Here is a 25645-nt window from a genome sequence, read left to right as displayed (position 1 = left end):
CGAGCGCTGAACCGACCGACCCGACCTGGAGACTCCGATGACGACTTCCTCCCCTCCCGCGGCCGACGCCGTGGTCGAGATCACCGACCTCACCAAGCGCTTCGGCGCGACGACCGCGCTCGACGCGGTGTCGCTCACCGTGCGCCGCGGGGAGATCGTCGTCCTGCTCGGGCTCTCCGGGTCGGGCAAGTCCACCCTGCTGCGCCACGTCGACGCCCTCGAGGCGCCGACGAGCGGCGCGGTCCGCGTGCTCGGCGAGGACGTGCCCGCGCTGCGGGGCGGTCGGCTGCGCACGCTCCGCGGGAAGGTGGGCTTCATCTTCCAGCAGTTCGAGCTCGTGCCGTCGCTGACGGTGCTCGAGAACGTGCTGACCGGGGCGCTCGCGGAGCTGCGCGGGCCGCGTCTGGGCCTCTGGAGCTACCCCAAGGCGAAGAAGCTGCGCGCGCTGCAGCACCTCGAGCGGGTCGGCCTGCTCGAGCGCGCCTACCAGCGCGCCGACACCCTCTCGGGCGGGCAGCAGCAGCGCGTCGCGATCGCGCGCGCCCTGATGCAGAACCCCTCGATCCTCCTGGCGGACGAGCCCGTCGCCTCCCTGGACCCCGAGTCGAGCGATCAGGTCATGGGTCTGATCCGCGAGATCGCCGCGGAGGAGGGGCTCACCGTGCTCTGCAGCCTGCACCAGGTGGACCTCGCCATCTCCTGGGCCGACCGGATCGTCGGCCTCCGGCACGGCGCGGTCGTCCTCGACACTCCCGCGGCGGGGCTGTCCAAGGCCGAGGTCATGGAGATCTACGGCCGCGTGGCCACGACGACCTCGGAGCTCGAGGCCGTGCAGAACGAGCTGCTCACACCGGAGGCCACCCGATGACGGCCGTGCTGCCGCCGCGCACCGCGCGCCGCCCGAACCCGGCCGTCGCCGCGCGCGCTCCGCGGCCACGGCGCTCCCCGGAGCGGATCGCCGCGGTCCTGACCCTGCTCGCCCTCGCGGGGCTCGCCGTCGCCGCGCTGATCGAGGTCGACATCTCGGTGCCGCGGATGCTGCAGTCGCTCTCGAACGCCGAGCGCTTCCTCGGCCGGGTCGGCGCGATCAGCTTCCCCGAGCCGGCGGAGCTGCTCGCCCTCACCGCGCAGACCCTCGGGCTGGTGCTCACGGGCACGCTGCTCGCCGCGGTGCTGTCGGCGCCGCTGGCGTACCTCGCGGCGGCCAACACCACGCCCGGTCACGCGGCCCGGGCGGTCGCGCGCTTCCTCGGCGTGCTGGCCCGCGCGATCCCGGACGTCGTCCTCGCGATGGTCTTCGTGCTGATGTTCTCGCTCGGCTCGCTGCCCGGCATCCTCGCGATCGGCCTGCACTCCGTCGGCATGATCTCGAAGCTGTTCGCCGACGCGATCGAGCAGATCGACGAGGGACCGCGCCTCGCGATCCGCGCCGCCGGCGGCACGAGGCTGCAGGAGTTCACCTCGGGCGTGCTGCCCCAGGTGCTGCCGTCCTGGGTCGCGACGGTGCTGCACCGCAACGACATCAATCTGCGCGGCTCCGTGATCCTCGGCTACGTCGGCGTCGCGGGCCTCGGCCTCGAGATGTCCTACGCCTTCAAGTCGCTGCAGTACGGGCGGGGCATCGGCATCGCCCTGGTGATCTTCGCGCTCTGCGTGGCGATGGAGATCGTCTCGAGCTCGGTGCGCGCGGCGATGCTCGGCCGCGGCGCCTCCGGCTCCGGCGCGTCCGGCTCCGGCCCGGTCGGCGCGCTCGTGCGCCGGTTCCGCGGCGACCGCGCGAGCGGCACCGCGGGGCGGCCGGCGGCCGCGACGCCGCGGTCGACCCCGGAGTCGGCGCTGCGCCGGCCGTGGACCCCCACGCGCCTCCGGAACGCCCTCGCCGGCGTGGTGACGGCCCTCGTGATCGTCGCGGGCGTCGTCGTCAGCGACATCACCTGGAGCGACGCGCTCACCTTCTGGGGCCGCGTCCCCGCCGTCGCGGCGCAGTTCTGGCCGCCGTCCTTCGGCAGCTACGACGCCGGCACGATGATCGAGGCGATGCGCGAGACGATCGCGATCGCTCTCGCGGCGGCGCTGCTCACCGTCGTCGCGTCGGTGCTGATCGGCTCGCTCGCCGCCCGCAACGTCGCCCCGACCCGCGGCGCCCGCAGCGGCTTCCGGCTGCTGCTGGTCGCGGTCCGCGGCGTGCCCGAGCTCATCCTCGCCATCCTGCTCATCGTCGTCTCGGGGCTGGGCACCCAGGCCGGCACGATCGCCCTCGCGGTCGGCGGGGTCGGCCTGCTCGGCAAGCTGATCGCCGACTCGCTGGAGGAGGTCGACTCCGGACCGGAGCGCGCCCTCATCGCGACCGGCGCCACGCGGCTGCAGGTCTACGCCGGAGCGACCCTGCCCCAGGGGGCGCGCGCAATGCTCGGCCACACCTTCTACCTGCTCGACACCAACATCCGCGCGGCGACCCTGCTGGGCATCGTCGGCGGCGGCGGGATCGGCTACTACCTGCTGAACGCCGCGCAGGGCTCGAACTACGCGACCGTGACCGCCATCGTCCTGATGATCCTGGTGACCGTGCTCGTCGTCGAGGGCCTGGCGATGTGGCTGCGGAAGGTGCTCCGATGAGCGCCCGGTACGACGTCGCCGTCGTCGGCTCCGGGATCGTCGGTCTCGGCGCCGCCTATGCCGCCGTCCGCCGGGGGCTTCGCGTCGTGGTGCTCGACCGGACCGCCGCGCCGATGGGCTCGACCGTCCGCAACTTCGGCCACCTCTGCTTCACCCCGCAGGCGGGCGAGGCGCTGCGCTACGGGCTCGCGGCGCGGGAGGCGTGGCTGCGGCTCTCGCGGGACGCCGGCTTCGCGCTCGGCCGCCGCGGCACGCACATCGTCGCGCGCCACGCCGACGAGCTCGCCCTGCTGGAGTCGGCGGCCGCGCAGGCGCCGTTCGGCTTCGGCGACGGCCCCGAGATCGAGCTGCTCGACGCGAGGCAGACCGCGGCGGCGACCCCGGTCGACCCCGCGGTCGTCGTCGGGGGAGCGGTGCTGCCCTACGACCTGCAGGCGGATCCGCGCACGGCCGCGGCCGCGATCGTCCGGCACCTCGCCGAGCTCGGCGTCGAGTTCCGGATGCGCACGGCCGTCGGGCGGGTCGCCGAGGGCGTCGTGGAGACCAGCAGGGGCGCGATCCTCGCCGACACGGTCGTCGTCGCGGTCAACCACGACCTCGATCAGCTCCTCCCCGAGCTCGCCGAGGCGCACGACGTCGTCCGCTGCTCCCTCGACATGCTCCGCGTGGAGCTGCCGCTGCGCGCTCCGCTGGCCGCGCCGCTGCTGACGGGCTGGTCGCTCGTGCGCTACAGCGGCTTCGCGCGCCTGCCCGAGGCCGCCGCGGTGCGGGCCCGGCTGCACGCCGAGCGGCCGGACCTCGCGGCGATCGACCTCAACCAGATGTACACGCAGCTGCCCGACGGGAGCGTCGTCGTCGGCGACTCCCACCACCGCTCGATCACGCCGGAGCCGTTCCAGTCCGAGGCGACCGCGGAGCTCCTCCTCGAGGAGACCGCCCGCCTGTTCGGGGCGGCGCCGCGGGTGCTGGAGCGCTGGCAGGGCGTCTACGCCAGCGGGCGCGACGAGTTCCTCGTCGCCGAGCCGATGCCGGGCGTCCTCGTGCGCACCGTCACCACGGGCATCGGCATGACCACCGGGCTCGGTCTCGCCGAGACCACCCTCGCGGACCGCTTCGACAGCACCGCATCCCTCCTCGTCTCCTCGGAAGGCCGCTGATGACCAGCACGATTCCCGCTCCCGCTCCCCTCGGCACCGCCGGTCCCGGCCCGGCCCTCGCCGGCATCGAGCTCGTCGTGCTCGACATGGCGGGCACCACCGTCACCGACGACGGGGTCGTCGAGCAGGCGTTCCAGCGTGCGGCCGAGCGCACCGGCGTCGCCGACCGCCTGCCGTGGGCCGAGGCGCTCGACTACGTGCGCGAGACGATGGGGCAGTCGAAGATCGACGTGTTCACGCACCTCGCCGGGGGCGACGTCGCCGCCGCGGAGCGGGCGACCGCCGCGTTCGAGGACGCCTACGCCGAGCTGATCCTCGAGGGCGCCGCCGCGCCGATCCCCGGTGCCGAGGAGCTGCTGCGCGAGCTGCGCGCCGCGGGGGTCGGCGTGGCGCTGACCACCGGCTTCGCTCCCGTCACCCGCGACGCGATCCTCGACGCGCTCGGCTGGCGCGACCTCGTCGGGATCGCCCTCTCGCCGGCCGACGCCGGCCGGGGCCGCCCCGCACCCGACCTCGTGCTGACCGCCGCCCTGCGCGCGCAAGTCAGCGCGATGAGCGCCGTCGCGGTCGTCGGCGACACGGCCAGCGACGTCCTCTCGGGACTGCGCGCGGGCGCCGGGCTCGTGGTGGGCGTGCTGAGCGGAGCGCACGACCGCGACCGTCTGAGCGCGGCCGGCGCGCACGCCGTGATCGAGGACGTCACCGCGCTGCTCACGCTCTCGCTGCGATGAGGACGGCGAGCGCGCCGCCGCGCATCGATCCGGAGTCGCGGCGCGTCGAGCTGCGGCCCTCCGCCACCGCGATGGTCTGGCTGGCGCCCGACCGCCCGCACGAGGCGGTCGCGTTCGTCACCGTCCGGCTCGCGCCGGGCGACGTGCTGGTCGAGATCGAGCTGGCGACGATCTGCGGCTCGGACGTGCACACCGTGCACGGCGACCGGAGCGCTCCCGCACCGCTCGTGCTCGGGCACGAGCAGCTCGGTCGCGTCGTCGAGCTCGGCACCGGCGGGCCCCGCGCGCTCGACGGCTCGCTCCTCGCCGTGGGCGACCGCGTGCTGTGGTCGATCGCCGCGAGCTGCGGCTCCTGCGACCGCTGTGTGGGCGGGCTGCCGCAGAAGTGCCGGTCGCTGCGCAAGTACGGCCACGAGCGGATGAGCGACGCCTGGGCACTGTCCGGCGGCTTCGCGACCCATGCGCACGTCGTCGCGGGCACGCCGATCATCCGGCTGCCCGAGGACGTGCCGGCCGCCGTCCTGGCGCCCGCGTCCTGCGGGACCGCCACCGCCTGGGCCGCGCTCGCCGCCGCCGAGGCGGTCCGTCCGCTCACCGGGGCGGACGTGCTGATCAGCGGCGCGGGCCTGATCGGGCTCACCGCGGCGGCGATGGCGACGGACCGCGGGGCGGTCGTCACCCTCGTCGAGCCGGATCCCGCTCGCCGCGCGCTCGCCGAGCGCTTCGGCGCCCGAGCGCGGCGACCCGATGAGGAGGGCGGCGAGTTCGACGTGGTCCTCGAGGCGTCCGGTGCGCGGGCGGCCGTCGGTTCGGCGCTCGCCCGTGCCGCGGTCGGCGGCGTGGTCGTCCTGGTCGGCAGCGTCTTCCCGACCGAGCCGGTGCCGCTGGACCCGGAGCGCGTGGTGCGCGGGCTGCTGACCGTGCGGGGCGTGCACAACTACACGCCCGAGCACCTCGCCGCGGCCTCGGCGTACCTCGTCGACCGCTGGCAGGCGTGGCCGTTCGCCGGCCTGGTCGGCGAGACGGTGGCGCTGGCGGATCTCGACGAGGGGATCCGGCGCGCCTCGGGCGGCGCGGTGCGCGTCGGCGTCGCGCCGCTCGCGCAGTACTGACGCCGCCCGCCCCCGACGCCGCCGTCCGCTGAAGCCGCCGAGTGCGCTCAGCCGGCCACCGGTGTCTCTCCGGGGACGAACCGGCAGCCCTTCATCGGGCTCCCTCCCGGGGCGTCGGTGCGGGCGGGGGCGCGGTCGGTGGCGGCGCGAGCGGGAGGGTGACGACCATGGTCAGGCCGCCGCCGGGGGTGTCCTCGGTGTCGAGCGTGCCGCCCATCCCCTCGGTGAAGCCCTTGGACAGGGCGAGGCCGAGGCCGAGGCCGGTGGTGTTGTCGGTGTCGCCGAGGCGCTGGAACGGGACGAAGACGTCGGCCCGGCGCTCGGGGGCGATGCCCGGTCCGTGGTCGGCGACCCGGATCTGGAGCGTGCCGCCGAAGCCACTGGTCGAGATCCGCACGCGCCGGTCGGCCGGGGAGTGCCGGACGGCGTTGGCGAGCAGGTTCACCACCACGCGCTGGAGCAGCCCCGCGTCGGCGAGCGCCGGCGGCAGGTCGAGGTCGAGATCGAGGTCGAGCTCCGCCGGTCCGAGGCCGAGCTCGTCGATCGCGGGGAGGACGACGTCGGAGGGGTCGACGGGGGCGAGGGAGACGGCGAGCACTCCGGCCTGCAGCCGGGTGACGTCGAGGAGGTTCGTGACGAGGTCGGCGAGGGTGCCGAGGCTCTCGTCGGCGGTGGCGAGCAGCTCCGCGCGGTCCGCGGCGCTCCAGGCGATGTCGGTGGAGCGCAGTCCGCTGATCGCGGCGGTCGCGGCGGCGAGCGGCCGGCGCAGGTCGTGGCTGACGGCCGAGAGCAGGGCGCTGCGCACCCGGTCGGTCTCGGCGAGGGGGGCGAGGCCGCTCGCCGTCTCGCTGAGGTCCTCGTGCTCCAGGGCGGCGTCGAGCTGCGCGACGACGACGGAGAGCAGGCGCCGCTCGCCCGCGCCGACGGGTCGGCCGTGCAGCTCGAGGACGGCGGTGCGGCCGACGGGGACGGTCTCGTGCTCGCCGCCGGGCTCGCCGTCGGCGCCGAGGAGCTCGGAGCCGCGGAGCAGGCGGACGCCGGTCAGCCCGAAGGCCTCGCGGGCGCGCTCGAGGATCGCCTGCAGGGCGTCCTGGCCGCGGATGACGCCGCCGGCGATGGTGGCGAGCAGCTCGGCCTCGGCTCCGGCCCGGCGGGCGGTGCGGGCGCGGCGGGCGGCGCGGTCGACGACGGCGCTCACCAGGATCGCGTTGGCGATGTAGAGCAGGAGGGCGAGGGCGTGCAGCGGTTCGTCGACGGTGACGGTGTAGAGCGGGTCGACGAAGAAGAAGTCGAGGGTGAGCCCGGACAGCACGGCGGCGAACAGCGCCGGCCCGAGGCCGCCGGCGAGGGCGACCAGGACGACGAGGACCTGGTAGGCGAGGACGTCGCTGGTGATCGACTCGTCGCTCCGGAAGGCGGCGAGCAGCCAGGTGAGCAGCGGCCCGCCGACGAGGGCGAGCAGCAGGCCGAGGACGCGCCGCTTCAGCGTCAGCGCTCCGCCGAGCCGGGGCAGCGCGGGGGAGCGGCCCGCGGAGGCGTGGGTGACGATGTGGACGTCGATCGTCCCCGACTCGCGGATGACCGTCGCGCCGATGCCGGGGCCGGTGAGCGCGGCGGCGAGCCTGCTCCGCCGGCTGACGCCGAGGACGAGCTGGGTGGCGTTGACGGAGCGGGCGAACTCGACGAGGGCGCGGGGCACGTCCTCGCCGACGATCTGGTGGTAGCTGCCGCCGAGGGTGTCGACGAGGGCGCGCTGCTCGGCCAGCACCTCCGGGCGGGCGGCGCGCAGGCCGTCCTGGCTGGTGACGTGCACGGCGAGCAGCTCGCCGCCGGAGGAGCGGGCGGCGATGCGGGCGCCGCGGCGCAGCAGGGTCTCGCCCTCGGGTCCGCCGGTCAGGGTGACGACGACGCGCTCGCGCGCCTCCCAGGTGCTGTCGATGCCGTGCTCGACGCGGTAGCCGTTCAGCGCGGAGTCGACCTCGTCGGCCAGCCACAGCAGCGCGAGCTCGCGCAGCGCCGTGAGGTTGCCGAGCCGGAAGTAGTTGGACAGGGCGGCGTCGATCCGCTCGGACGGGTAGACGCGGCCGGCCGCGAGGCGGTCGCGGAGGGCCTGCGGGGCGAGGTCGACGACCTCGATCTGGTCGGCGCCGCGCAGGATCGCGTCGGGGATCGTCTCGCGCTGCGGGACTCCGGTGATCTGCTGGACGACGTCGTTGAGCGACTCGATGTGCTGGATGTTGACGGTGGAGACGACGTCGATCCCGGCGTCCAGGAGGGTCCGCACGTCCTGCCAGCGCTTCTCGTGGGCCGAGCCGGGCGCGTTGGTGTGCGCGAGCTCGTCGACGAGGGCGATCCCGGGCCGCCGGGCGAGGACGGCGTCGAGGTCCAGCTCGTCGAGCCGCACGCCGCGGTGCTCGAGGGTGGTCCGCGGGACGACCTCGAGCCCGGTGACCATCGCGGCGGTGGCGGCGCGGCCGTGGGTCTCGACGAAGGCGACGACGACGTCGCGGCCCTCGCTGCGGAGGCGCCGGCCCTCCTCGAGCATCTCGTAGGTCTTGCCGACGCCCGGGGCGGCGCCCAGCAGCACCCGGAGCCGCCCCGTCCTCATCGCCGCCTCAGCTCGCCTGCGCCGCGAGGGCGAGGTTGAGCTCGAGGACGTTCACGGTCTCGTCGCCGAGGAACCCGAGGTCGCGCCCCTGGGTGTGCTCGGCGACGAGGGCGCGGACGTCCTCCTGGGTGAGCCCGCGGGCGGCGGCGACGCGGGCGACCTGGATCGCGGCGTAGGCGGGGCTGATCTGCGGGTCCAGGCCCGAGGCGGAGGCGGTGAGGGCGTCGGCGGGGACGGCGGCCGGGTCGACGCCGTCGAACGCGGCGATCGCGGCGCGGCGCTCCTGGATCGCGGCGATGAGGTCCTCGTTCTCGGGGCCGAGGTTGGAGCCGCCGGAGGCGCTCGCGTCGTAGCCGTCGCCCGCGGCGGAGGGCCGGGACTGGAACCACTCGGGCAGAGGGTTCCCGTCGGCGTCGGTGAAGGACTGGCCGATGAGGCTGGAGCCGACGGTCTCGCCGTTCTCGGTGAGCAGGGAGCCGTTCGCCTGGCGGGCGAAGGCGAGCTGCCCGACGCCGGTGATCGCGAGGGGGTAGAGGACGCCGAGGGCGACGGTGAGCACGAGGAGGGCGCGGAGGGCGACTCCGTACTGCCGGAGCCCGGTGCGGGGGGTGGTCATGGGGTGGTCTGCTTCCTGGTGAGTCGTGGTGAGGAGTGCTGGGAGGGCTTGGAGTGCTGCGAGCGCCGAGGACTGCGGGCCCCGGCTAGAAGCCGGGGAGGAGGGAGACGACGAGGTCGATCAGCTTGATGCCGACGAACGGCGCGATCACCCCGCCGAGCCCGTAGACGAGGAGGTTGCGACTGAGGACCTTCGAGGCGCTGAGCGCCCGGTAGGCCACGCCGCGGAGGGCGAGCGGGATGAGGGCGATGATGACGAGCGCGTTGAAGACGATCGCCGAGAGGATCGCCGAGGACGGCGAGTGCAGCTGCATCACGTTCAGCACGGCGAGGCCGGGGAAGATCCCGGTGAACATCGCGGGGATGATCGCGAAGTACTTCGCGATGTCGTTGGCGATCGAGAAAGTGGTGAGCGCTCCGCGGGTGATCAGCAGCTGCTTGCCGATCCGGACGATGTCGATCAGCTTGGTCGGGTCGGAGTCGAGGTCGACCATGTTGCCGGCCTCCTTCGCCGCCGACGTGCCGGTGTTCATCGCGACCCCGACGTCGGCCTGCGCGAGCGCCGGGGCGTCGTTGGTGCCGTCGCCGGTCATCGCGACCAGGTTCCCGCCCTCCTGCTCGCGGCGGATGTACTCGAGCTTCTGCTCGGGGGTGGCCTCGGCGAGGTAGTCGTCGACGCCGGCCTCCGCGGCGATCGCCTTCGCGGTGAGCGGGTTGTCGCCGGTGATCATCACCGTGCGGATGCCCATCGCGCGCAGGTCGGCGAAGCGCTCCTTGAGCCCCTCCTTGACGACGTCCTTGAGGTGGACGACGCCGAGGATCCGGCCGCTGCCGCTCGCGTCCTTCACGGCGACGACCAGCGGGGTGCCGCCGCTCTCCGAGATGCGGTGCACCTGCGCCTCGAGTTCGGCGGCGGCGGTGAGCGGGCCGCCGTCCGCGAGCCAGGCGGTGACGGCCGAGCCGGCGCCCTTGCGGATCATCGCGCCGTCGGGGAGGTCGAGGCCGCTCATCCGGGTCTGCGCCGTGAAGGGCACGATCTCGGCGGAGAGGACGTCGCTCGCGAGCGCCTCCTCGCGGATCCCGCGGGCGGCGGCGAGGTCGACGATCGACTTCCCCTCGGGTGTCGGGTCGCTGAGGGAGGAGGACGCGGCGGCGCGGATCAGCTCGTCCTCGCCGGTCCCGCCGACGGGGACGAACTCGGTGGCGCGGCGGTTGCCGTAGGTGATGGTGCCGGTCTTGTCGAGCAGCAGCGTGGTGACGTCGCCGGCGGCCTCGACGGCGCGGCCGGACATCGCGAGCACGTTGCGCTGCACGAGCCGGTCCATCCCGGCGATGCCGATCGCGGAGAGCAGGGCGCCGATGGTGGTCGGGATCAGGCAGACCAGCAGGGCGACCAGCACCGGGACGCTGACGGGGGCGGCGGCGTAGGAGGCGATCGGGTTCAGGGTGAGGGTGACGACGAGGAAGACGATCGAGAGGCTCGCGAGGAGGATGTTCAGCGCGATCTCGTTCGGCGTCTTCTGGCGCGAGGCGCCCTCGACCAGGCCGATCATCCGGTCGACGAAGGTCTCGCCCGGCTTCGAGGTGATCCGCACCACGATGCGGTCGGAGAGCACCCGGGTGCCGCCGGTGACGGCGCTGCGGTCGCCGCCGGACTCGCGGACCACGGGGGCCGACTCGCCGGTGATCGCGGACTCGTCGACCGAGGCGATGCCCCAGACGATGTCGCCGTCGCCGGGGACCAGGTCGCCCGCCTCGACGACGACGTGGTCGCCGAGCTGCAGGTCCGCCGAGGAGACCTCGCGCACCTGGCCGTGGGCCGCGGCGCCGTCGCCGGCGCGGTACTCCAGCAGGCGGCGGGCCATCGTGCTGGTGCGGGTCTGCCGGAGGCTGTCGGCCTGCGCCTTGCCGCGACCCTCGGCGACCGACTCGGCGAGGTTCGCGAAGACGACGGTCGCCCAGAGCCAGAGCGCGATGCCCCAGGTGAAGGAGCCGGGGACCGGGGAGCCGCCGGACTCCTGAGCGCCGCCGAGGAACGGCTCGGCGATCGCGAGGACGGTGGTCAGCGCGGCGCCGACCTCGACCAGGAACATCACCGGGTTCCGCACCATCAGGCGCGGGTCGAGCTTGCGGAACGCGCCGGGCACCGCGGCGAGGACCTGCTCGGGGCTGAACGCGGAGGCGCCGCGCCGCGGGGTCTTCTCGGGGATGGGGGAGGCGGCGGGTCGGTCGAGAGTGGCGGTCATGACTGCAGTCCTTCTGCGAGGGGTCCGAGTGCGAGCACGGGGAAGTAGGTGAGGGCGGTCACGATGGCGGTGACGCCCACGAGGAGGCCGACGAACTGCGGCCGGTGGGTGGGGAGCGTGCCCGCGGTCGCCGGTGCGGCGCCCTGCCGGGCCAGCGAGCCGGCGAGGGCGAGCACCATCACGATCGGCAGGAACCGGCCGAGCAGCATCGCGACTCCGAGAGCCGCGTTGAACCACGGCGTGTTCGCGGTGAGCCCGGCGAAGGCCGAGCCGTTGTTGTTGGCCGCGGAGGTGAAGGCGTAGAGCACCTCGGAGAGGCCGTGCAGGCCGGGGTTCCCGATCGACGTGCTCTCGACGTCGGCCCGCACCGCGGGGATCGCGAAGCTGAGCGCGGTGCCCGCGAGCACCAGGGTCGGCGTGATCAGGATGGAGATGCTGGCGAGCTTGATCTCGAGCGGGCCGAGCTTCTTGCCCAGGTACTCCGGCGTCCGGCCGACGAGCAGTCCGCCGATGAAGACCGCGAGGACCGCGAGCACGAGCATCCCGTAGAGGCCGGAGCCGACGCCGCCGGGGGCGACCTCGCCGAGCATCATGTTCAGCATCGGCAGCATTCCGCCGAGGGCGGTGTAGGAGTCGTGCATCGAGTTGACCGCGCCGGTGGAGGTGAGGGTGCTGGTGGCGCCGAAGAGCGTCGAGCCGGCGATCCCGAACCGGGTCTCCTTGCCCTCCATCGCGCCGCCGGCGGCCTGCGGGGCGCCGCCGCTCCCGCCGAGCTCCAGGAGCGTGAGCGCGGTGAGGGAGACGAGGAAGATCGTGGCCATCGCCGCGAGGATCGCGGAGCCCTGCTTCGCGTCGCCGACCATCCGCCCGAAGGTGCGGGGGAGCGAGAACGGGATCGCGAGCATGAGGACCACCTGCAGCAGGCTGGTCCAGGCGGTGGGGTTCTCGAAGGGGTGCGCCGAGTTGGCGTTGAAGAAGCCGCCGCCGTTGGTGCCGAGCATCTTGATCGCCTCCTGCGAGGCGACCGGGCCGCCCGGGATGCTCTGCGTGGCGCCGGTGACCGTGGTGACGTCGGTGAATCCGGTGACGTTCTGGATCACGCCGCCGGCCAGGAGCAGGACAGCGCTGAGCACGGCCAGGGGCAGGAGCAGCCGGAGGAGGCCGCGGGTGAGGTCGACCCAGAAGTTGCCGATCGTGCCGCTGCCGCGCCGGGCGAAGCCGCGGACGAGGGCGATCGCGACGGCGATGCCGACCGCGGCCGAGACGAAGTTCTGCACGGCGAGGCCGATCAGCTGGACGGAGTAGCCCATCGTCACGTCGGGGGAGTACGACTGCCAGTTCGTGTTGGTCACGAACGAGATCGCCGTGTTGAAGGAGAGCCCCTCCGGGATCGCCGGGAAGCCGAGCGAGTACGGCAGCACGGCCTGCGCCCGCTGGATCGCATAGAGCAGCAGCACGCTGACGAGCGAGAACGCGAGCACGCCGCGCAGGTAGGCCTGCCAGCTCTGCTCGGCGCGGGCGTCCACGCCGATGAGCCGGTAGAAGCCGCGCTCGACGGCGAGGTCCTTCGGCGAGGAGTAGAGGTGCGCCATGTAGTCGCCCAGCGGGCGGTGCACCAGCACGAGGATCAGGGCGGCGGAGGCCACCTGCAGGATCGCGAGGAAGGCGGCCATCAGAAGCGCTCCGGCTTCACGAGGGCGACGACGAGGTAGCCGATCGCGGCGATCGCGAGAACCGCGGCGAGGGTGTCGAGGACGATCACGGCCGGTCCCCTCCCGTCCGCGCGTCGCGGGGGTCGGCGACGCCGGCCCGGGGGCTCAGCTTCTCGACCCCCTTGGCGAGGACGCCGAGGAGGGTGAAGACGGCGAGGACGCCGATCACGGAGACGAGGTCGAGCACGGGAGGACTCCATCCGGAGGCGGATCGTGACCGCGGAACCGCGGGCACGTGCCAGAGCTGGCACGAGCACTCACTAGACACCTCCGCGGCCCGCCGCTCGGCGGTGCTCACGGTTCCCATACGGGTCGACGCCGGAACCTCACGGGTTCCCTACGACCGCGGCCCGGGCGACTGCCGCCGGGAGCCTCGGACGCCGCGTCACTCCGGGACGGCGGCGGCCCTCCTCGCCTTCCGCTCGCGACGGCCGCTCCGGGCGACGCTGACCACCAGCGCGATCGAGAGGCCGATCAGGATGTACTCGACGAGCGCGGTGAACGCGTCGCCGCTGACCTCGGGGGCGGCCGACTGGTCGTCGCCGCCCTGCTGCAGGAAGCGGGCGAAGTCGCCGAGGCCGTGCAGCAGGATCGGCACCCACAGCGTCCCCGTCGCGCGGAGGGCGCCGTAGAAGATCGCGCCGTCCATCGCCAGGAACGCCACCGCGACCGCGGTCGCCGGCAGCGGAACGCCGTTGAGGAGATAGCCGGCGACGTGCCCGAGGCCGAACGCGATCGAGGTGATCAGCAGCGCCGCGAGCTCGCCGTGGTGCCCGCGGACGGCGACCCGGAAGAGACCGCGGAAGTAGAGCTCCTCACCGAAGCCGATCATCAGGCAGCCGACCAGGTAGACCAGCACCATCGGCAGCGCCCGCTCCGCCCACGGCACGGCGAGCAGGAGCTGCACGGTCTGGACGGCGAGCACGACGGGGATCGCGAGCAGCCACCAGCGCCGCCGCTCGGTGAACGGCGACGGCGCCGTCCACGCCTCCCGCAGCCAGCCCGCGCGCCGCGCGAACAGCAGCCCGATCACGATCAGGACGCCGACGGGCAGCCAGGTCCCGATCACGAAGTCGAGAGTGTCGTCACCGCCGGCGAGCGGATCGAGCAGGGTGCCGACGCCGGCGGCGATCAGCACGTAGAGGACGGCGGCCGCGATCCCGACCGGGATCGTGCGCGGGACCGCGCGCCGATCGGCGCTCGCGGTCATGCGACTGCTCCCTCCGAGACGGCGCTCCGGGTCCGACGGCGCTCGCCGAGTATCAGGACGAGCAGCAGGACCAGCCCCGTCCCGATGACGAGGAAGGTGCTGAGGGCGGGCAGGAGACCGGCGATCGTGCCGGCGGGGTGCGCGCCGTGGAGGAAGAGCGTGGGATCGGTGGAGGCGTGCAGCAGGATCGGCCCGAGCAGGCTGCCGGTCACCCGGAGCGCCAGGTACATCACGATGCCGAAGCCGAAGGTGTAGGCGACCTGGAGCGCGGTGACGGCGACGCCCTGGTCGCTGGTGAAGACGTTGCCGATGTGCAGGGCCGCGAAGATCCCGGCCGAGACCAGCGCGACGCGGATCTCGCCGTGGCCGCGCTTGCGCATCAGGTTCACGACGAAGCCGCGGGTGAGCGTCTCCTCGGCGAAGCCGACGAACAGGCCGGTCAGCAGCCAGGAGGCGATGAGCGCGCCGCCCGCGCCGGCGTAGTCGAGATCGAGCAGGGCGGACGCGTTGATCGCGAGGACGACGGCGACCCCGGTCCACATCCAGCCGCGACCGCGGATCCGCTGCGGGGCGAACAGCTCGCGCAGCCAGCCGAGGGAGAGCGCGAAGAGCACCAGCAGCACGCACGCGAGCAGGATCGGCAGCCCGATCGAGAAGAAGACATCGGTCGCCGATCCCTCCTCGCCGCGGAGGGGACTGCCGGTGTCGCCGACCACGAAGCCGAGGAGGTAGCCGATCAGCTCGTAGAGGCCGTAGTAGACGGCCGCCAGCAGCAGCGCCCGCCAGCCCCCGCCGCGCTCCCAGAACCGCCGCCACGCCGATGCCGTCCGCTGATCGTCCACGAGTACCCCCCTCGAGCCGGCCCGGTGCGGAGCCGACGGCCCCAGGCTAGCGGCGGGGGAGGCACCGGCGTCGGTCGTGATCCCCCTCGGGGGTCAGGCGGGGGCCGGTCGCCCGGGAGCGCTCTCAGCCCCTCCGCTCCCCCCGCAGGAGGCGGCTCAGCTCGTCGTCGATCGTGGCCAGCGGGGAGCAGCGGGCGATGGCCGCCGCCATCTCGACGGCTCGCGCGCGGTAGGACGGGTCGCGCAGGACGGCGCGGATCGCCGTGCGGAGCGCCTCGGCGGAGGGCCGCCCGGTCCGCAGGTCGACGCCGACGCCGAAGTGCGCGACGCGGGCGGCGACCTCGGGCTTGTCCTCGGCGGCGCCGGCGACGACCAGCGGGACGCCGTGACGGAGGGCGAGCAGGGTGCCGCCGAAGCCGCCGTTGGTGACCATCACGGACGTCAGCGGCAGCAGCTGCTCGTAGGGCAGGAACTCCGCGGCGCGGGCGTTGGCCGGCAGCGGGCCGAGTGAGGCGAGCGGCGCGCGGCCGGTGCTGACGACGACGAGCACGTCCTCGTGCGCGAGCGCCTCGAGGGTGGGCCGGACGACCTTCCCGAAGTCGTGGTTGTCGAGCGTGCCCTGGGTGACGTGCACCACCGGGCGGCCGTCGTGCAGGTCGGCCCACCAGTCGGGCAGAGCGGCCGGCGAGGGCGTGCTCGGGATCGGTCCGGCGAAGACGACGTTCGGACTGAGGTCCGAGCGGGGGTACTCGAACTCCGCCGGGCCCAGCTGCACGAAGCGGTCGAACGCCGCGGTGAAGTCCAGGACGAAGGTGCGGAGCGGCACGCCCGCGGACTCCTGCACCAGCCGCTCCGCGAGCCGCTGGGTCTTCGCGAAGAGCAGGCGGGCCACGAGCAGGTTCAGCGCGCGGTTCCGCAGCCGCCCGAGCGTCGTCGCGGAAGGCGGGAGCGCCGTGTTGAACGGGGCGACGTCGCGGCTGACCTGCACGAGCGGGCCGATGCCGACGCCGAGGATCGGCGGTCGCGAGGCCGGGTCCGCCTCGAGCAGCGGCAGGATCCCGGCGAAGAAGGAGTCGGTCACGACGGCGTCGATCCGCTCCCGGTCGAGGACCGCCCGGACGGCGCGGTGCTGCTCCGGGAGGGTCGCCACGAAGGTCTGCTCGACCTGGTACCGCGAGAGCGCGAGGCCGCGGTGCCGGTGCAGGTCGGGTAGGAAGCCCGCCTCGTCGCGCTCGTCGAAGTCGGCTCGACCGGTGAGGGCCTCGTGGTGCAGGCCGGCGTCGTGCACGCGCTCCTCGAAGGCGGAGCCGGTCAGCACGATGACGTGGTGCCCGCGCTCGGCGAGATGCCTGCCGAGGGCGAGCAGCGGTGCGAGGTGGCCGTAGAGGGGAGTGCTGCAGAGCAGGATGGTGGCCACGACGGCTCCTCGGTCAGGTCGATCAGGGGTGGTGCGCGGGGTCTTCGGGGTGGTGCACGGGGCTCTCGGCGTGCGGCGGGAGGAGCAGGCGGGTGAGCGCGTCCCCGAGGAACCGCTCGAGCTGCTCGGCGCTCCAGCCGCGGTCGAGGGCGAGCAGGTTCCAGAGCTGCGGGCTGGCGAGGGCGTAGAGGATGTCGCCCGCCTGCTCCGGGGTCATGTCGTCGCGCAGCGGAGCGCGCACGAGCCGGGCGAACGCCTGCTGGTCGGCGAGTCGGCCGGCGCTCTGCCGGGCGAGATCCTCGGCGAGGGCGGGGTCGTCCTGCGCGGCGGCGGCCATCACGTTCCAGAGCGGCGCGGCCCGCTGCGCCAGGGCGACGGAGTGGTGCGCGAGCTGCCGCAGCTGCCGCTCGGGATCGGACTCGACCGCGACCGCCGCGACCCAGTCCTGGTCGGTGACGTCCGCCTCGGAGTCCGCCCCGGTCGTCATCGCCGCCGTGAGCGCGCGGAGCACGTCGGCCTTGCCGCCGATCGCGAGGTAGATGGTCTGCACGGAGGTCCCTGCCGCGCGGGCCAGCTGCGAGATCGTCGTCCCCGCGTAGCCCTGGCTGAGGAACAGGCCCGCGGCGGCGTCAAGGATCCGCGTCCGGGTCTGCGCGCGATCGGTGTCCCCGCGCTCGCGCCGCCGCCGGGCGTCGTAGGGCCGGGAGGCCGCCTTCTGCTCGTCGCCGCCACTCATCCCGACGAGCTTACGGAGGCGGGTGCCCGGGCGCGCCCGGTGGAGGCCGTCATCTGCGGGACCGTCGGCGGTGACGGAGGAAGACGACCCCGGTGACGATCTGCGCGACCGTGGACAGGAGCAGCAGGGCGGTCAGCGCGTCGAGATCCTGGGCGCTCCGCGTCGAGACGCCGAGGACGATCGAGAGGATCGCCAGCACGAGGAGAGCCCAGCGGGCGGCTCCGGTCGCGACGCCCCGGCGGGCGATGACGATGCCGCCGATCAGCAGCGCCGCGGACTGCACGACTCCGGCCGCGAGCTGGAAGTCGCCGAGCGCCGCGTAGTCGACCTGCGAGGGCGGTGCGTAGGCGGCGGCGAGATAGCTGAGCTGATTCGCGAGGAACGCCGCCCCGAAGACGAGGAGAGCAGCCTTGCCCACGACGGACCCCGCCACGGCGCCGTCGCCACCGCGGCGGCCGAACGCGAGCGGGAGCATCGCCGCCGCGTGCGCCGCCGTCGAGACCAGGAGGAGGGCGGTGATGGCGGGCAGCAGCGCGGCGGAGCCCTCACGGGCCTGCCGCCACTCCAGGACGGTCGCGAGCAGCAGGAGGGCGCCGCCCAGCGTGATGCCGGTGCCGGCAGCTCTGCTCCAGAACGGGCGCGAGGTCGCGGTGCGGACGGCGGTGGCTGTGATCACGGGGCATCCAAGGGGAGTCGGGAGCGGGCGGGAGCGGGGGAGGGAGACGGCTCGGGGCGGCCCTGCCTCGCCCTGCGTTTCTCACTATAACGTCACTCCAGTCAGATACGCGGACTTTCGCGGTCAGTGCGTATCGGTGCCGCTCGCCGGTCTTTCGACGGCCGGCGCCCGGTCGTCGACGACGCCGAGCTTCGCCACCGCGCTCGCGAAGCCGCGTCGATCCCGGGTGGCGAGCACCCCGACGAGCGCCGCCAGGACGAGCAGCGTCGCGCCGGTGCCGGAACCGGGCAGCGGGGAGGCGAGCGCGGCCGCCCATCCGCCGGACCCCAGCGCCCAGCGGACCAGCCGCTGCCACAGCGCCGGCAGCGTCGAGGGCGTCAGGCGGACGACGGCCTCGCCGATCGTGCGCCCGGTGCGCAGCACGAGCACGAGCTGGAGCACCGGCGCTGCGAACGCGAGGACGCCCAGCACCAGCGGGCTGAGCCCCGCCGGCACGCCCGGCTCGAGGAGCACGAGGCCGAGCGCGGTCACCGACGCCAGCGCTCCCGACACCAGGGTCAGCACGAGGGCGTCGCAGAGCATCCCGAACAGCCGGCGCCGCAGGGTGACCGGCCGCGGCTGCCCCGCGTCGCGCTCGCCGCGCCGCCCGGTGAGCAGGACGAGCACGGGAGCGAGCACCGTGCCGAGCAGGGCGCCGGCGGTGTTCGCGAGCAGATCGTCGACGTCGAAGAGGCGGTAGGCGAAGGGGAAGAGGAACCAGTCGCCCGTGAGCTGGGTGAACTCGATCAGCAGCGACACCGCCAGCCCGGCGAGACCGCCGGCGACCACGCCCGCCGCGAGCCTGCCCCGCAGGACCACCTGGCGCACGAGCATCCCGAGCGGCACGAAGAGGATCACGTTGAAGACGACCTGCGCCGACGCCCGGTTCGTCACGATCGAGAGCGGTCCGCTCAGCCCGCCCTCCTTCGCGATGTCGGCGAGGAAGGTGAAGGGCCGCAGCTGCGGCGACGACGGGGTGCGGCACAGCGCCTCCACCGTGCTCGCGTCCGGCAGCGGCAGCAGCGTGTAGGTGACGAGCGCCAGCGCATACACGACGGTGAGGAAGGCGAGGACCGCCGGCCCGAGCCCCAACTCGCCGCGCCGCCGGTACTGCAGCGCCGCCCACGGCACCAGGCCGACGATCGCGAGCACGGATCCCCCGAGCAGGGCGACGGCGGCGGGCCAGACGGAGTCCATGACTCGACCCTAGACAGCGGGCTTCGGGGGATGAGCCTGCTGCGGGCGGGGCGACCGCAGGCGAGCCGGCGACGGCGTTGCCGACGGGGCGGCTGCGGACGGCGAATCGCAGCAGACGACACCCCGGCGTCGCCTGCGCGACCGGATCGAAGGGGACCCGCGCACCGTCGACGTCGACAAGTCCCGCACCGCCTTCGGAGAACCGCTGATCGACACGGCCCTTCTTCAGGAGTGACCGATCGTCACCCGCAGTCTCGCCATCACGGCGGTGGCCGAGGCCCCGGAGCGCGCTGACCGAGCAGTTGCGGCCAGATCTCCGACGCATGCGCAGGATCGCGGCGACCGAGGCCCCTGCGCTGACGGCCGATGCGTCGGCCGTTCGGTATGGGGTCCCTGCTCGGGCGTCATCAGGCGGAACGCTCGACCGTGCTTCCCGAGCACGGCGGCCTCCTCAGGCGGCTGTTTCACAGGACTCGTCCGTCGCCCACGGACTTGGAGCCTTCAACGATGGTGAAGTCCGCTCCGGCGCTGAGGGAGCTGTAGTCGATGTCGTACAGAAGTTGAAGGGTCACTTCGCTCGTCTCGCCGGGTTCGACTTCCGCAGCCTCGCTGCTGCGCACGATCACGCCGAGATGCGTTCCGTCGCCGCCGACGACGACCGCATGAGGTCGATACCTTCCGTCGAGACCGATGGGCGCCTGCCGGCCGCCGTCGCTGGTCGGACGCAGACGGATCCTCGCGCGGACCGTTCTCGCGTCTGATCGCGGTCGTGTCACTGGATAATCCCTTCGCCTGCATTGCAATGACCTCCGAAGCCGCGCTCCGTCTCGGCGTCGACGAGTGCGCGATGGGCTACCTTTCCAGGGAGACGGACCCGAAGGACGGGTAATCCGGGCCTTCGTAATTCACGGCGGTGAGGGTCCTGATCACCGGCATGGTGTGTGCTCCGGGTATGGCGATCTCCTGGTCCGGCTGTTCCGGGTCCAGGGGACCGATGTCGAAGGAGTAGCCGGCAGTGTCGACCCAGGCGCCCGAGCCGTCCTGCTCGAGCGCGCCCTCCTTGAGCTCCAGCCTCAGATCAGAGGCGTCACCGGTCGAGAATCCGGTGACGGTCGCCCAGGTCGATCCGTCCGCGCGGCGCTCGATCAGGACCGATCCTGTCGTCTCGGTCTGCTGGCTGACGAACTCGCCCCTCAGAGGGAGCTGCTGCTCGAATGCACTGAGCTGAGGGTCGTCGGACACGGCCGGACCCGGCGAGCCTGCCGAATCCACGCCCGACGATTCGACAGCAACTGTCGACGATTCGTCGCCGGCGGTCTCGTCCGCGGTGCAGCCGGACAGCACGAGTACGCCGGCTAGAGCCGTGATCGAGAGCGTGATTCCGATTCTGCTGATCCCCATGGCCCGATCCTGGCATGAGGGCGCCCGCGCGACGAGCCGACGTGAGGTGGTGTCCCGCAGAGGAATGTTCTGGCGGGCGCTGACGGCCCCTGGTCGCGGACGAGGACGAGGGCCCCGCCTCCGCCGAGAGCGAGGACGCTCACGAGGAGGCCGACCGTCGCAGGGAAGTCGTAGTGACGAATCGTCTGCGGGCCGACGTCATCACCGTCGGCGTCGTAGGTGCAGTCCACCCCCAGGGGCAGGAGCGTCGGATCACCGGTGATGCGGACGGACTCGTCGGACGGATCGCCCACCTCGGAAAACGGCCCTCGCGAGCACTGCACGCTCATCGGATCCCTCCCGGCGAAGGTCCATCCGAGGGCGATCGAGGCGAGACCGAGCGGGACCGACAGGAGCACGAGCGCCCAGCCGGGCAGTCGTCTCCTCAGTGGCCGCATGCCCACAGGCTATGGGCGGCGGGCGTCCCGTAGCGGGATCGTTCAGCGCCGCACTCCCGGTGGCGTCGGCCGGGGTGCCGTCGCGTCGGTCGACCGGACTTGCCGAGCGGTCGGACATCACTCACCCGGCGTGAAGACCATCTCTCCCCAGGAGTTGCGGAAGGTCAGGTCTGCTCCTGAGTGCGCTGCGGCTGGTCGTGAGGGTGGCGGCCACGTCCTACTCTCGGAGGACTCGTGGTCGCGACAGAAGGGCATCGCCATGCGGATTCTCATCGTCGGAGCGGGCGCGACCGGTGGTGCGTTCGGGAGCCGCCTGCAGGAAGCCGGCCGCGACGTCACCTACCTGGTGCGTGCAGGCAGGGCCGAGTCGCTTCGGAGAGACGGACTCCGCTTCGTCTCGCCTTCGGAGGACCGCACCCTCGACGTGACGACACTGGTCGTGGGGGAGGCGGCGTCCGCCTTCGATCTGGTGCTCGTGACGGTCAAGGCGTCGGCGCTGAACGACGCCGTAGCCGATGTTCGCGCCTGGGTCACCGAGAAGACGCTCGTGCTGCCGATCCTCAACGGCATGGCGCACATCGACCTGCTGGAGACCGAGTTCCCCGGGCGAGTGCTCGGCGGCTCGGCCAAGATCGTCGCGACTCTCGACGGCGGCGCGGTCCGCCAGATGACCGGGCTCTCGGTGCTCACGATCGGCTCGCTGACGGACGCACCGGTGCCGGCTCACGTGGCCGAAGCGCTCGACGTCCCCGGCATCGACCTGCGGGTGTCGGATGACGTGCTCTCGGCGCTGTGGGAGAAGTGGGTCTTCATCGCCGCAGCGGGCGTCGTCACCTGCCTCTTCCGAAGCGCGATCGGCCCGGCCCTCGAGGCGGGGGCCCTCCCGTGGATCCTCGACGCGATCGAGGAGGCGGAGACCGTCGCCGACGCGGCCGGCCTGCCGGTGTCCGCCGCGGCGCACGAGCAGTCCCTCGCGATCCTCACCGAGGAGGGGTCCGCCTTCACGACCTCGCTCTACCGCGACCTCGTCGCCGGCCTGCCCACCGAGGCCGAGCACCTGCTCGGCGACCTCGCTCGCCGAGCGCGGGAGCTGAGCGTCCCGACGCCGCTCCTCGACCTCACCCTCGTGCAGATCCGAGCAGGAGCTCCGACTCAGGCACCCGCCATCGCTGCTGAAGCGTCCCGTGACGTTCGAGCGGGGTCGTGATCAGCTGTACCGGCGTCAATCCTGTCCGCGGCTGACGGGGAGTTCGCCGCCACGGCGTGGGAGAACTCCGTCCTGAAGACAGGACCTGCCATCGTCCGGACGAGGAGCGGGGGCGAGAAAGAGCATGCGCGAGTGTTTCCGGTGTCCGCCGGAGAGGGCACTGCCCGAGAGCGGGTGGGTCAGTCGTCGCCGTCGGGCGCGGGTGCCTGATCGGTGCCGGTGCTCGAGGTGGAGTCGGACCAGACGGCTTGCGCGCCGGAGTCGCCGATGCGGACGACGTCGATGGTCGCTCCGACGGAGACGGCGATCGCTGCGACGGCGAGCACGATCCCGACGAGGGGGCGGCGGGTGGCGGGTCGGTCCTCGGTTCGTCGCGTGCGGCGGAACCAGAGCCACTGCACCAGGGCGACGAGGAACAGGCCGGCGGCCCAGGGGAGCAGGTGGTCGCCGAGTTCGGTGTGCTGCTCGAGGATCGCGGACGGCTCCGTCCGGCGTTCGAGGGCTTCGCCGGCCTGCGTGGTGAGCGGGACGGCGATCAGCGCGGCGAGGGCGATGATCGGGGTGAGGATCCCGAACTTGCGGCGGGCGGCGGGCCAGACGCTGCCGAGGATGAGCATCAGTGCGGCGAGGGGGAGCAGGACCACGACGGCGTGCACGAGGAGCGGATGGAGGGGGAGGCCGTTGATCTGCCAGTCGTTCATCGGGGCGCCTTCGGTCGAGGAGTGGTGTCCTCGTGACGCTAACCCGCTGGATCCGGTGCGCCGTTCCGACAGAGGGGTTCGTGTGAGCCCTCGAACGATCGCTCGCTCGTCCTCGGAGCCGACTCCCCGCTTCACCGCCCCGAGGCGGGGTGCCGACCGGGCGCAGTCAGTGCGTGTGCTCGCTCGCCGGTGCGATCAGGCGGCGGAGCCGGTCGGTCACGAGAAGGGCGCCGGTGGCGTCGACGGTGAGGACGTCGACGTCGAAGCGGTCGGTGGCGGTGTCGAGCGTCGGAGTGCCGCCGGCGAGGATCGCGGTCGCGAGGACGTCGGCGGTGACGATGTCCTCGGCGATCACGGACACCTGCACGAAGGGGACGTCGCCGGGCTCCGCAGGTCGGCGCCAGACGTGCTCTCCGCGTTCGGCGGTCCCGGAGGTGGCGACTGCGCGGCGCCCGTCGCCGAGCGGGACGACGCAGAGCAGCGCCCGCCGGTCGCCGGGATCCACGATGCCGACCCTCCAGCTGCCGAGGGGCGAGGTGAGGACGTCGCCACCGACGTCGAGGAGCCATTCGCCGTCTCCGAGCAGCCGGGCCGCCTGCGCCATGGTGGTCGCCTTGACGGTTCCGGCGAGGTCGATGACCCCGTCGGGCCGGTGCGGGGTGAAGGCGCCGTCCGTCGCGGTGCGCCACTGGAGCGATTCGGTGTACGCGGTCCGCATCTGCTCGGACGCGGCGGTCAGCGCGAGCTCACCTCGGGCGATCCGGGACGCCTCCGACTCCGGCCGGTACAGGCTGAAGCGGGCGTCGGCCTCGGCGAAGACGGCCTCGACGTCACTGACCGGGGCGTCGTGGGCGGCGCGCAGGCTGACGACGGTGCCCATCGTCGTGAACGTGTGCACGGTCAGAGTCCGGCGTGGTCGATCGCCGATTGCAGGGACGTGAGGTATCCGTCGCTGGTGTACGTCGCTCCGCTGACCGCCTGCACGTTCGCGGACTGGGCGGCGAGGACTTCCTGACGCAGGATCGGCGCGGCCCGGTCGGAGATCGACACCGACCGGCCGTCCTTGTCCGTGAGGTGCACGGCGGTCACGTCGGTGATCTGCCCGCCGGCGACGGTGATCGCGACCTGCACCGCGCCGAAGCGCGTCGCCACGGACGAGCCGGTCCAGGTGCCGTCGGTCGAGGTGCCGTCGGTCGAGGTGGACGGGCTCGCGGTGGCCGTCGAGCTCGCACCGGCCGACGGGTCGGTGGTCGCGCCGGTGGAGGGTGCTGCGGGCGTCGTCGGGGCCGGGGTGCCGGCCGGGGTCGGCGTGGTCGCCGCGGGGGCGGTCGGGTCCGTGGCCGTGGTGGCGCTGGTCCCGGTGGCGAGCGGGGACCCGGTGGCTCCGGCGGATCCCATCTGCCAGCCTCCGACGAGGACGGCGAGCGAGGCGAGGACGCTGGCGGCTGCTGCTCGTGTTCTCACCAGTCGAACCTCTCCACGTGGATCTGCCGATCGGGCAGGCCTGCCGCTCGCGCGTCGCGGACGACGAGGTCGGCCCAGGCGGTGGGACCGCAGACGAACAGGTCGGATTCGAGCAGGCCGGGCAGCGCCGAGGTGATCGTCACACCGCGGGCGATGGACTCGGCGGACATCCACGTCGCGAGCCCTGCCGGCCGCCGGCCGATCATCCCGAACAGCGCGCCGCGGCTGCTGCGGACCAGGGTCTGCGTCTCGTCCCAGAGGTAGGTCTCGGAGTCGTCGGTGGCGCGCAGCAGGACGGTGGCCTCGCCGGGTCGGAGGCCGCCGTGCTCGAGGAGTGCTCGGGCGGGGGTGATGCCGATGCCCGCGGCGATGATCGCGAGGCGCGGGGCGGTGCGGGCGACGTCGGTGAAGATCCCGTAAGGGCCCTCGATCGAGACCGTGGTCCCGGGGCGCAGTCGCGCGAGACGGTCGGTCCCGGCTCCGAGTGCGCGGACGGTGATCCGCGCGCGGGTGTCGGTCGGGACCGCGGAGAAGGAGATCGGATGCGCGTGCCACCAGGTGCCGCGGCTCCAGAACCGCCAGATCGCGTACTGCCCGCCGATCACGCCGAGGCGGGAGAGGTCGCGGCCGGAGAGGTGGATCGAGAAGACGCCGGGGGCGATCGTCTCGACGGCCTCGACCCGGATCCGGTGCCGCAGCGTCGCGAGGACCGGTACCGCGAACCGGAACCAGGCGATCGCGCCGAACGCCAGGACGTAGAGGGCGATCCAGTAGACGCGCTGCGGGGTGCTCTCGGCGAGGACCTGGCCGGCGGAGAGCTGGTGCGGGACGGCGACGAGGACGGCGGCGTAGCTGAGCAGGTGGATCGCGTGCCACGCCTCGTACGCGAAGCGGCGGCGCACGGCGACGAGGGAGGTGACGACGACGAGCACCAGCAGGGTGCTGCCGAGCAGCGCCAGGAGCATGTCGGCGCCGGAGTACAGGGCGAGCGTCTCGTTCCACAGCGTCAGCCCGTCGGTGAGGGCGTAGCCGACGGTGAGCAGGGCGCCGTGCCCGAGGATCAGAGACAGGGCGGGCTTGCCGAGGCGACGGTGCAGCGCCATCGCGGTGTCCTGGCCGAAGGTGCGATCGATCCAGGGGATCCGGGCGGCCAGGACGAGCATGACCAGGATCAGGTCGGTGCCGACGAGACCGGCGACGATCCCCGCGGCCGTGAGGGCTCCGGCGAGGTCGGTGACCTGCGCGGGTCCGCCGGCTGCGAGGTAGAGCGCGATGGCGAGGGCGACCGACACCCAGCCGGCGGTGACGAGCGCGTCCGCGGAACGCAGGCGCCGGCGCAGGGATCGCTCGCGGTCGGCCTGGGACCGCCGCAGCGTGGTCGGGGCGTGGGGCGCAGGTGCCCTGGTCGGTCGGATCGTGGTGCTCACGGCGGCGCCCTCCGGTCGGTGTCGAGTGCGCCGACCCGGGGTTTTCGGGGGCGCGCTCTCACCGTCGCGGGGAAGTCTTGGTGCCGGCTATGAG

24 protein-coding genes are annotated in these 25645 nt (G+C 73.4%); 6 read left to right on the top strand and 18 right to left on the bottom strand.

Going from position 1 to position 25645, the window contains the following annotated elements:
- The first annotated feature begins 37 nt into the window (after window positions 1–37).
- The 5 genes from phnC to EDF35_RS11850 are packed head-to-tail and all read left to right on the top strand — an operon-like array spanning window position 38 to window position 5616.
- On the top strand, window positions 38–868 hold the full coding sequence (phnC, locus tag EDF35_RS11870; protein WP_123733147.1) for a phosphonate ABC transporter ATP-binding protein: 831 nt from the start codon (window positions 38–40) through the stop codon (window positions 866–868).
- Window positions 865–2616 (top strand): ABC transporter permease subunit, encoded by a 1752-nt coding sequence (locus EDF35_RS11865; RefSeq protein WP_133962480.1) that lies wholly within the window; start codon window positions 865–867, stop codon window positions 2614–2616. The genes phnC and EDF35_RS11865 overlap by 4 nt, the downstream gene beginning before the upstream one ends.
- Window positions 2613–3773 carry a TIGR03364 family FAD-dependent oxidoreductase gene (locus tag EDF35_RS11860; protein ID WP_133962479.1) on the top strand — a complete coding sequence of 387 codons (1161 nt, stop codon included), beginning with the start codon at window positions 2613–2615 and terminating at the stop codon, window positions 3771–3773. Before EDF35_RS11865 ends, EDF35_RS11860 begins: the two co-directional genes overlap by 4 nt.
- Window positions 3773–4504 carry an HAD-IA family hydrolase gene (locus tag EDF35_RS11855; protein WP_133962478.1) on the top strand — a complete coding sequence of 244 codons (732 nt, stop codon included), beginning with the start codon at window positions 3773–3775 and terminating at the stop codon, window positions 4502–4504. The genes EDF35_RS11860 and EDF35_RS11855 overlap by 1 nt, the downstream gene beginning before the upstream one ends.
- Window positions 4501–5616, top strand: coding sequence for a zinc-binding dehydrogenase (locus EDF35_RS11850; protein ID WP_133962477.1), 1116 nt, complete (start codon window positions 4501–4503; stop codon window positions 5614–5616). Before EDF35_RS11855 ends, EDF35_RS11850 begins: the two co-directional genes overlap by 4 nt.
- 91 nt (window positions 5617–5707) lie before the next feature.
- Here EDF35_RS11850 and EDF35_RS11845 read toward each other — a convergent pair whose 3' ends face one another.
- The 14 genes from EDF35_RS11845 to EDF35_RS11785 all read right to left on the bottom strand — a co-directional run bounded on the left by EDF35_RS11845 (window position 5708) and on the right by EDF35_RS11785 (window position 20315).
- Window positions 5708–8224 carry an ATP-binding protein gene (locus tag EDF35_RS11845; protein WP_133962476.1) on the bottom strand — a complete coding sequence of 839 codons (2517 nt, stop codon included), beginning with the start codon at window positions 8222–8224 and terminating at the stop codon, window positions 5708–5710.
- Between the two features lie 7 nt (window positions 8225–8231).
- Entirely contained in the window at window positions 8232–8840 is a 609-nt protein-coding gene (gene kdpC / locus EDF35_RS11840) for a potassium-transporting ATPase subunit KdpC (protein WP_133962475.1), read from the bottom strand.
- Window positions 8841–8925: 85 nt separating this feature from the next.
- On the bottom strand, window positions 8926–11085 hold the full coding sequence (kdpB, locus tag EDF35_RS11835; protein WP_133962474.1) for a potassium-transporting ATPase subunit KdpB: 2160 nt from the start codon (window positions 11083–11085) through the stop codon (window positions 8926–8928).
- Window positions 11082–12758: a potassium-transporting ATPase subunit KdpA gene (kdpA, locus tag EDF35_RS11830; protein WP_133962473.1), complete on the bottom strand. Its 1677-nt coding sequence runs from the start codon at window positions 12756–12758 to the stop codon at window positions 11082–11084. The genes kdpB and kdpA overlap by 4 nt, the downstream gene beginning before the upstream one ends.
- Window positions 12758–12847, bottom strand: coding sequence for a potassium-transporting ATPase subunit F (locus tag EDF35_RS11825; RefSeq protein ID WP_123446358.1), 90 nt, complete (start codon window positions 12845–12847; stop codon window positions 12758–12760). The genes kdpA and EDF35_RS11825 overlap by 1 nt, the downstream gene beginning before the upstream one ends.
- Window positions 12844–12984 (bottom strand): hypothetical protein, encoded by a 141-nt coding sequence (locus EDF35_RS20835; RefSeq protein ID WP_166674090.1) that lies wholly within the window; start codon window positions 12982–12984, stop codon window positions 12844–12846. The genes EDF35_RS11825 and EDF35_RS20835 overlap by 4 nt, the downstream gene beginning before the upstream one ends.
- A 198-nt stretch (window positions 12985–13182) precedes the next feature.
- On the bottom strand, window positions 13183–14007 hold the full coding sequence (locus EDF35_RS11820) for a type II CAAX endopeptidase family protein (RefSeq protein WP_133962472.1): 825 nt from the start codon (window positions 14005–14007) through the stop codon (window positions 13183–13185).
- Window positions 14004–14849, bottom strand: a complete 846-nt coding sequence (locus EDF35_RS11815; RefSeq protein ID WP_133962471.1) for a CPBP family intramembrane glutamic endopeptidase — start codon at window positions 14847–14849, stop codon at window positions 14004–14006. Before EDF35_RS11815 ends, EDF35_RS11820 begins: the two co-directional genes overlap by 4 nt.
- A 124-nt stretch (window positions 14850–14973) precedes the next feature.
- On the bottom strand, window positions 14974–16266 hold the full coding sequence (locus EDF35_RS11810; RefSeq protein WP_133962470.1) for a glycosyltransferase: 1293 nt from the start codon (window positions 16264–16266) through the stop codon (window positions 14974–14976).
- Window positions 16267–16288: 22 nt separating this feature from the next.
- On the bottom strand, window positions 16289–17002 hold the full coding sequence (locus EDF35_RS11805; RefSeq protein WP_123704137.1) for a TetR/AcrR family transcriptional regulator: 714 nt from the start codon (window positions 17000–17002) through the stop codon (window positions 16289–16291).
- Window positions 17003–17051: 49 nt separating this feature from the next.
- Window positions 17052–17678, bottom strand: coding sequence for a hypothetical protein (locus EDF35_RS11800; protein WP_133962469.1), 627 nt, complete (start codon window positions 17676–17678; stop codon window positions 17052–17054).
- 123 nt (window positions 17679–17801) lie between these two features.
- Window positions 17802–18914 (bottom strand): VanZ family protein, encoded by a 1113-nt coding sequence (locus tag EDF35_RS11795; protein WP_133962468.1) that lies wholly within the window; start codon window positions 18912–18914, stop codon window positions 17802–17804.
- Window positions 18915–19378: 464 nt separating this feature from the next.
- On the bottom strand, window positions 19379–19690 hold the full coding sequence (locus tag EDF35_RS11790) for a hypothetical protein (protein WP_133962467.1): 312 nt from the start codon (window positions 19688–19690) through the stop codon (window positions 19379–19381).
- 76 nt (window positions 19691–19766) lie between these two features.
- Window positions 19767–20315 carry a hypothetical protein gene (locus EDF35_RS11785; RefSeq protein ID WP_133962466.1) on the bottom strand — a complete coding sequence of 183 codons (549 nt, stop codon included), beginning with the start codon at window positions 20313–20315 and terminating at the stop codon, window positions 19767–19769.
- Window positions 20316–21011: 696 nt separating this feature from the next.
- Between EDF35_RS11785 and EDF35_RS11780 the strand changes: the two genes are divergently transcribed.
- On the top strand, window positions 21012–21959 hold the full coding sequence (locus EDF35_RS11780) for a 2-dehydropantoate 2-reductase (RefSeq protein WP_133962465.1): 948 nt from the start codon (window positions 21012–21014) through the stop codon (window positions 21957–21959).
- 179 nt (window positions 21960–22138) lie between these two features.
- On the opposite strand, the gene EDF35_RS11775 is transcribed toward EDF35_RS11780, so the two are convergent.
- From EDF35_RS11775 to EDF35_RS11760, 4 genes are all read right to left on the bottom strand, one after another.
- Entirely contained in the window at window positions 22139–22660 is a 522-nt protein-coding gene (locus tag EDF35_RS11775; RefSeq protein ID WP_133962464.1) for a DUF2231 domain-containing protein, read from the bottom strand.
- Between the two features lie 166 nt (window positions 22661–22826).
- Window positions 22827–23558: an FAD:protein FMN transferase gene (locus tag EDF35_RS11770; RefSeq protein ID WP_243839945.1), complete on the bottom strand. Its 732-nt coding sequence runs from the start codon at window positions 23556–23558 to the stop codon at window positions 22827–22829.
- Between the two features lie 2 nt (window positions 23559–23560).
- Window positions 23561–24124 carry an FMN-binding protein gene (locus tag EDF35_RS11765; RefSeq protein ID WP_243839944.1) on the bottom strand — a complete coding sequence of 188 codons (564 nt, stop codon included), beginning with the start codon at window positions 24122–24124 and terminating at the stop codon, window positions 23561–23563.
- Window positions 24121–25551, bottom strand: a complete 1431-nt coding sequence (locus tag EDF35_RS11760) for a ferredoxin reductase family protein (RefSeq protein WP_243839943.1) — start codon at window positions 25549–25551, stop codon at window positions 24121–24123. The genes EDF35_RS11765 and EDF35_RS11760 overlap by 4 nt, the downstream gene beginning before the upstream one ends.
- Window positions 25552–25645 lie beyond the last annotated feature (94 nt).

The sequence above is a fragment of the Rathayibacter sp. PhB151 genome, assembly GCF_004366415.1.
Taxonomy (GTDB): domain Bacteria; phylum Actinomycetota; class Actinomycetes; order Actinomycetales; family Microbacteriaceae; genus Rathayibacter; species Rathayibacter festucae.
Note: the sequence above shows the minus strand (reverse complement) of the source record. Positions and strands in the feature narration are given on the sequence as shown.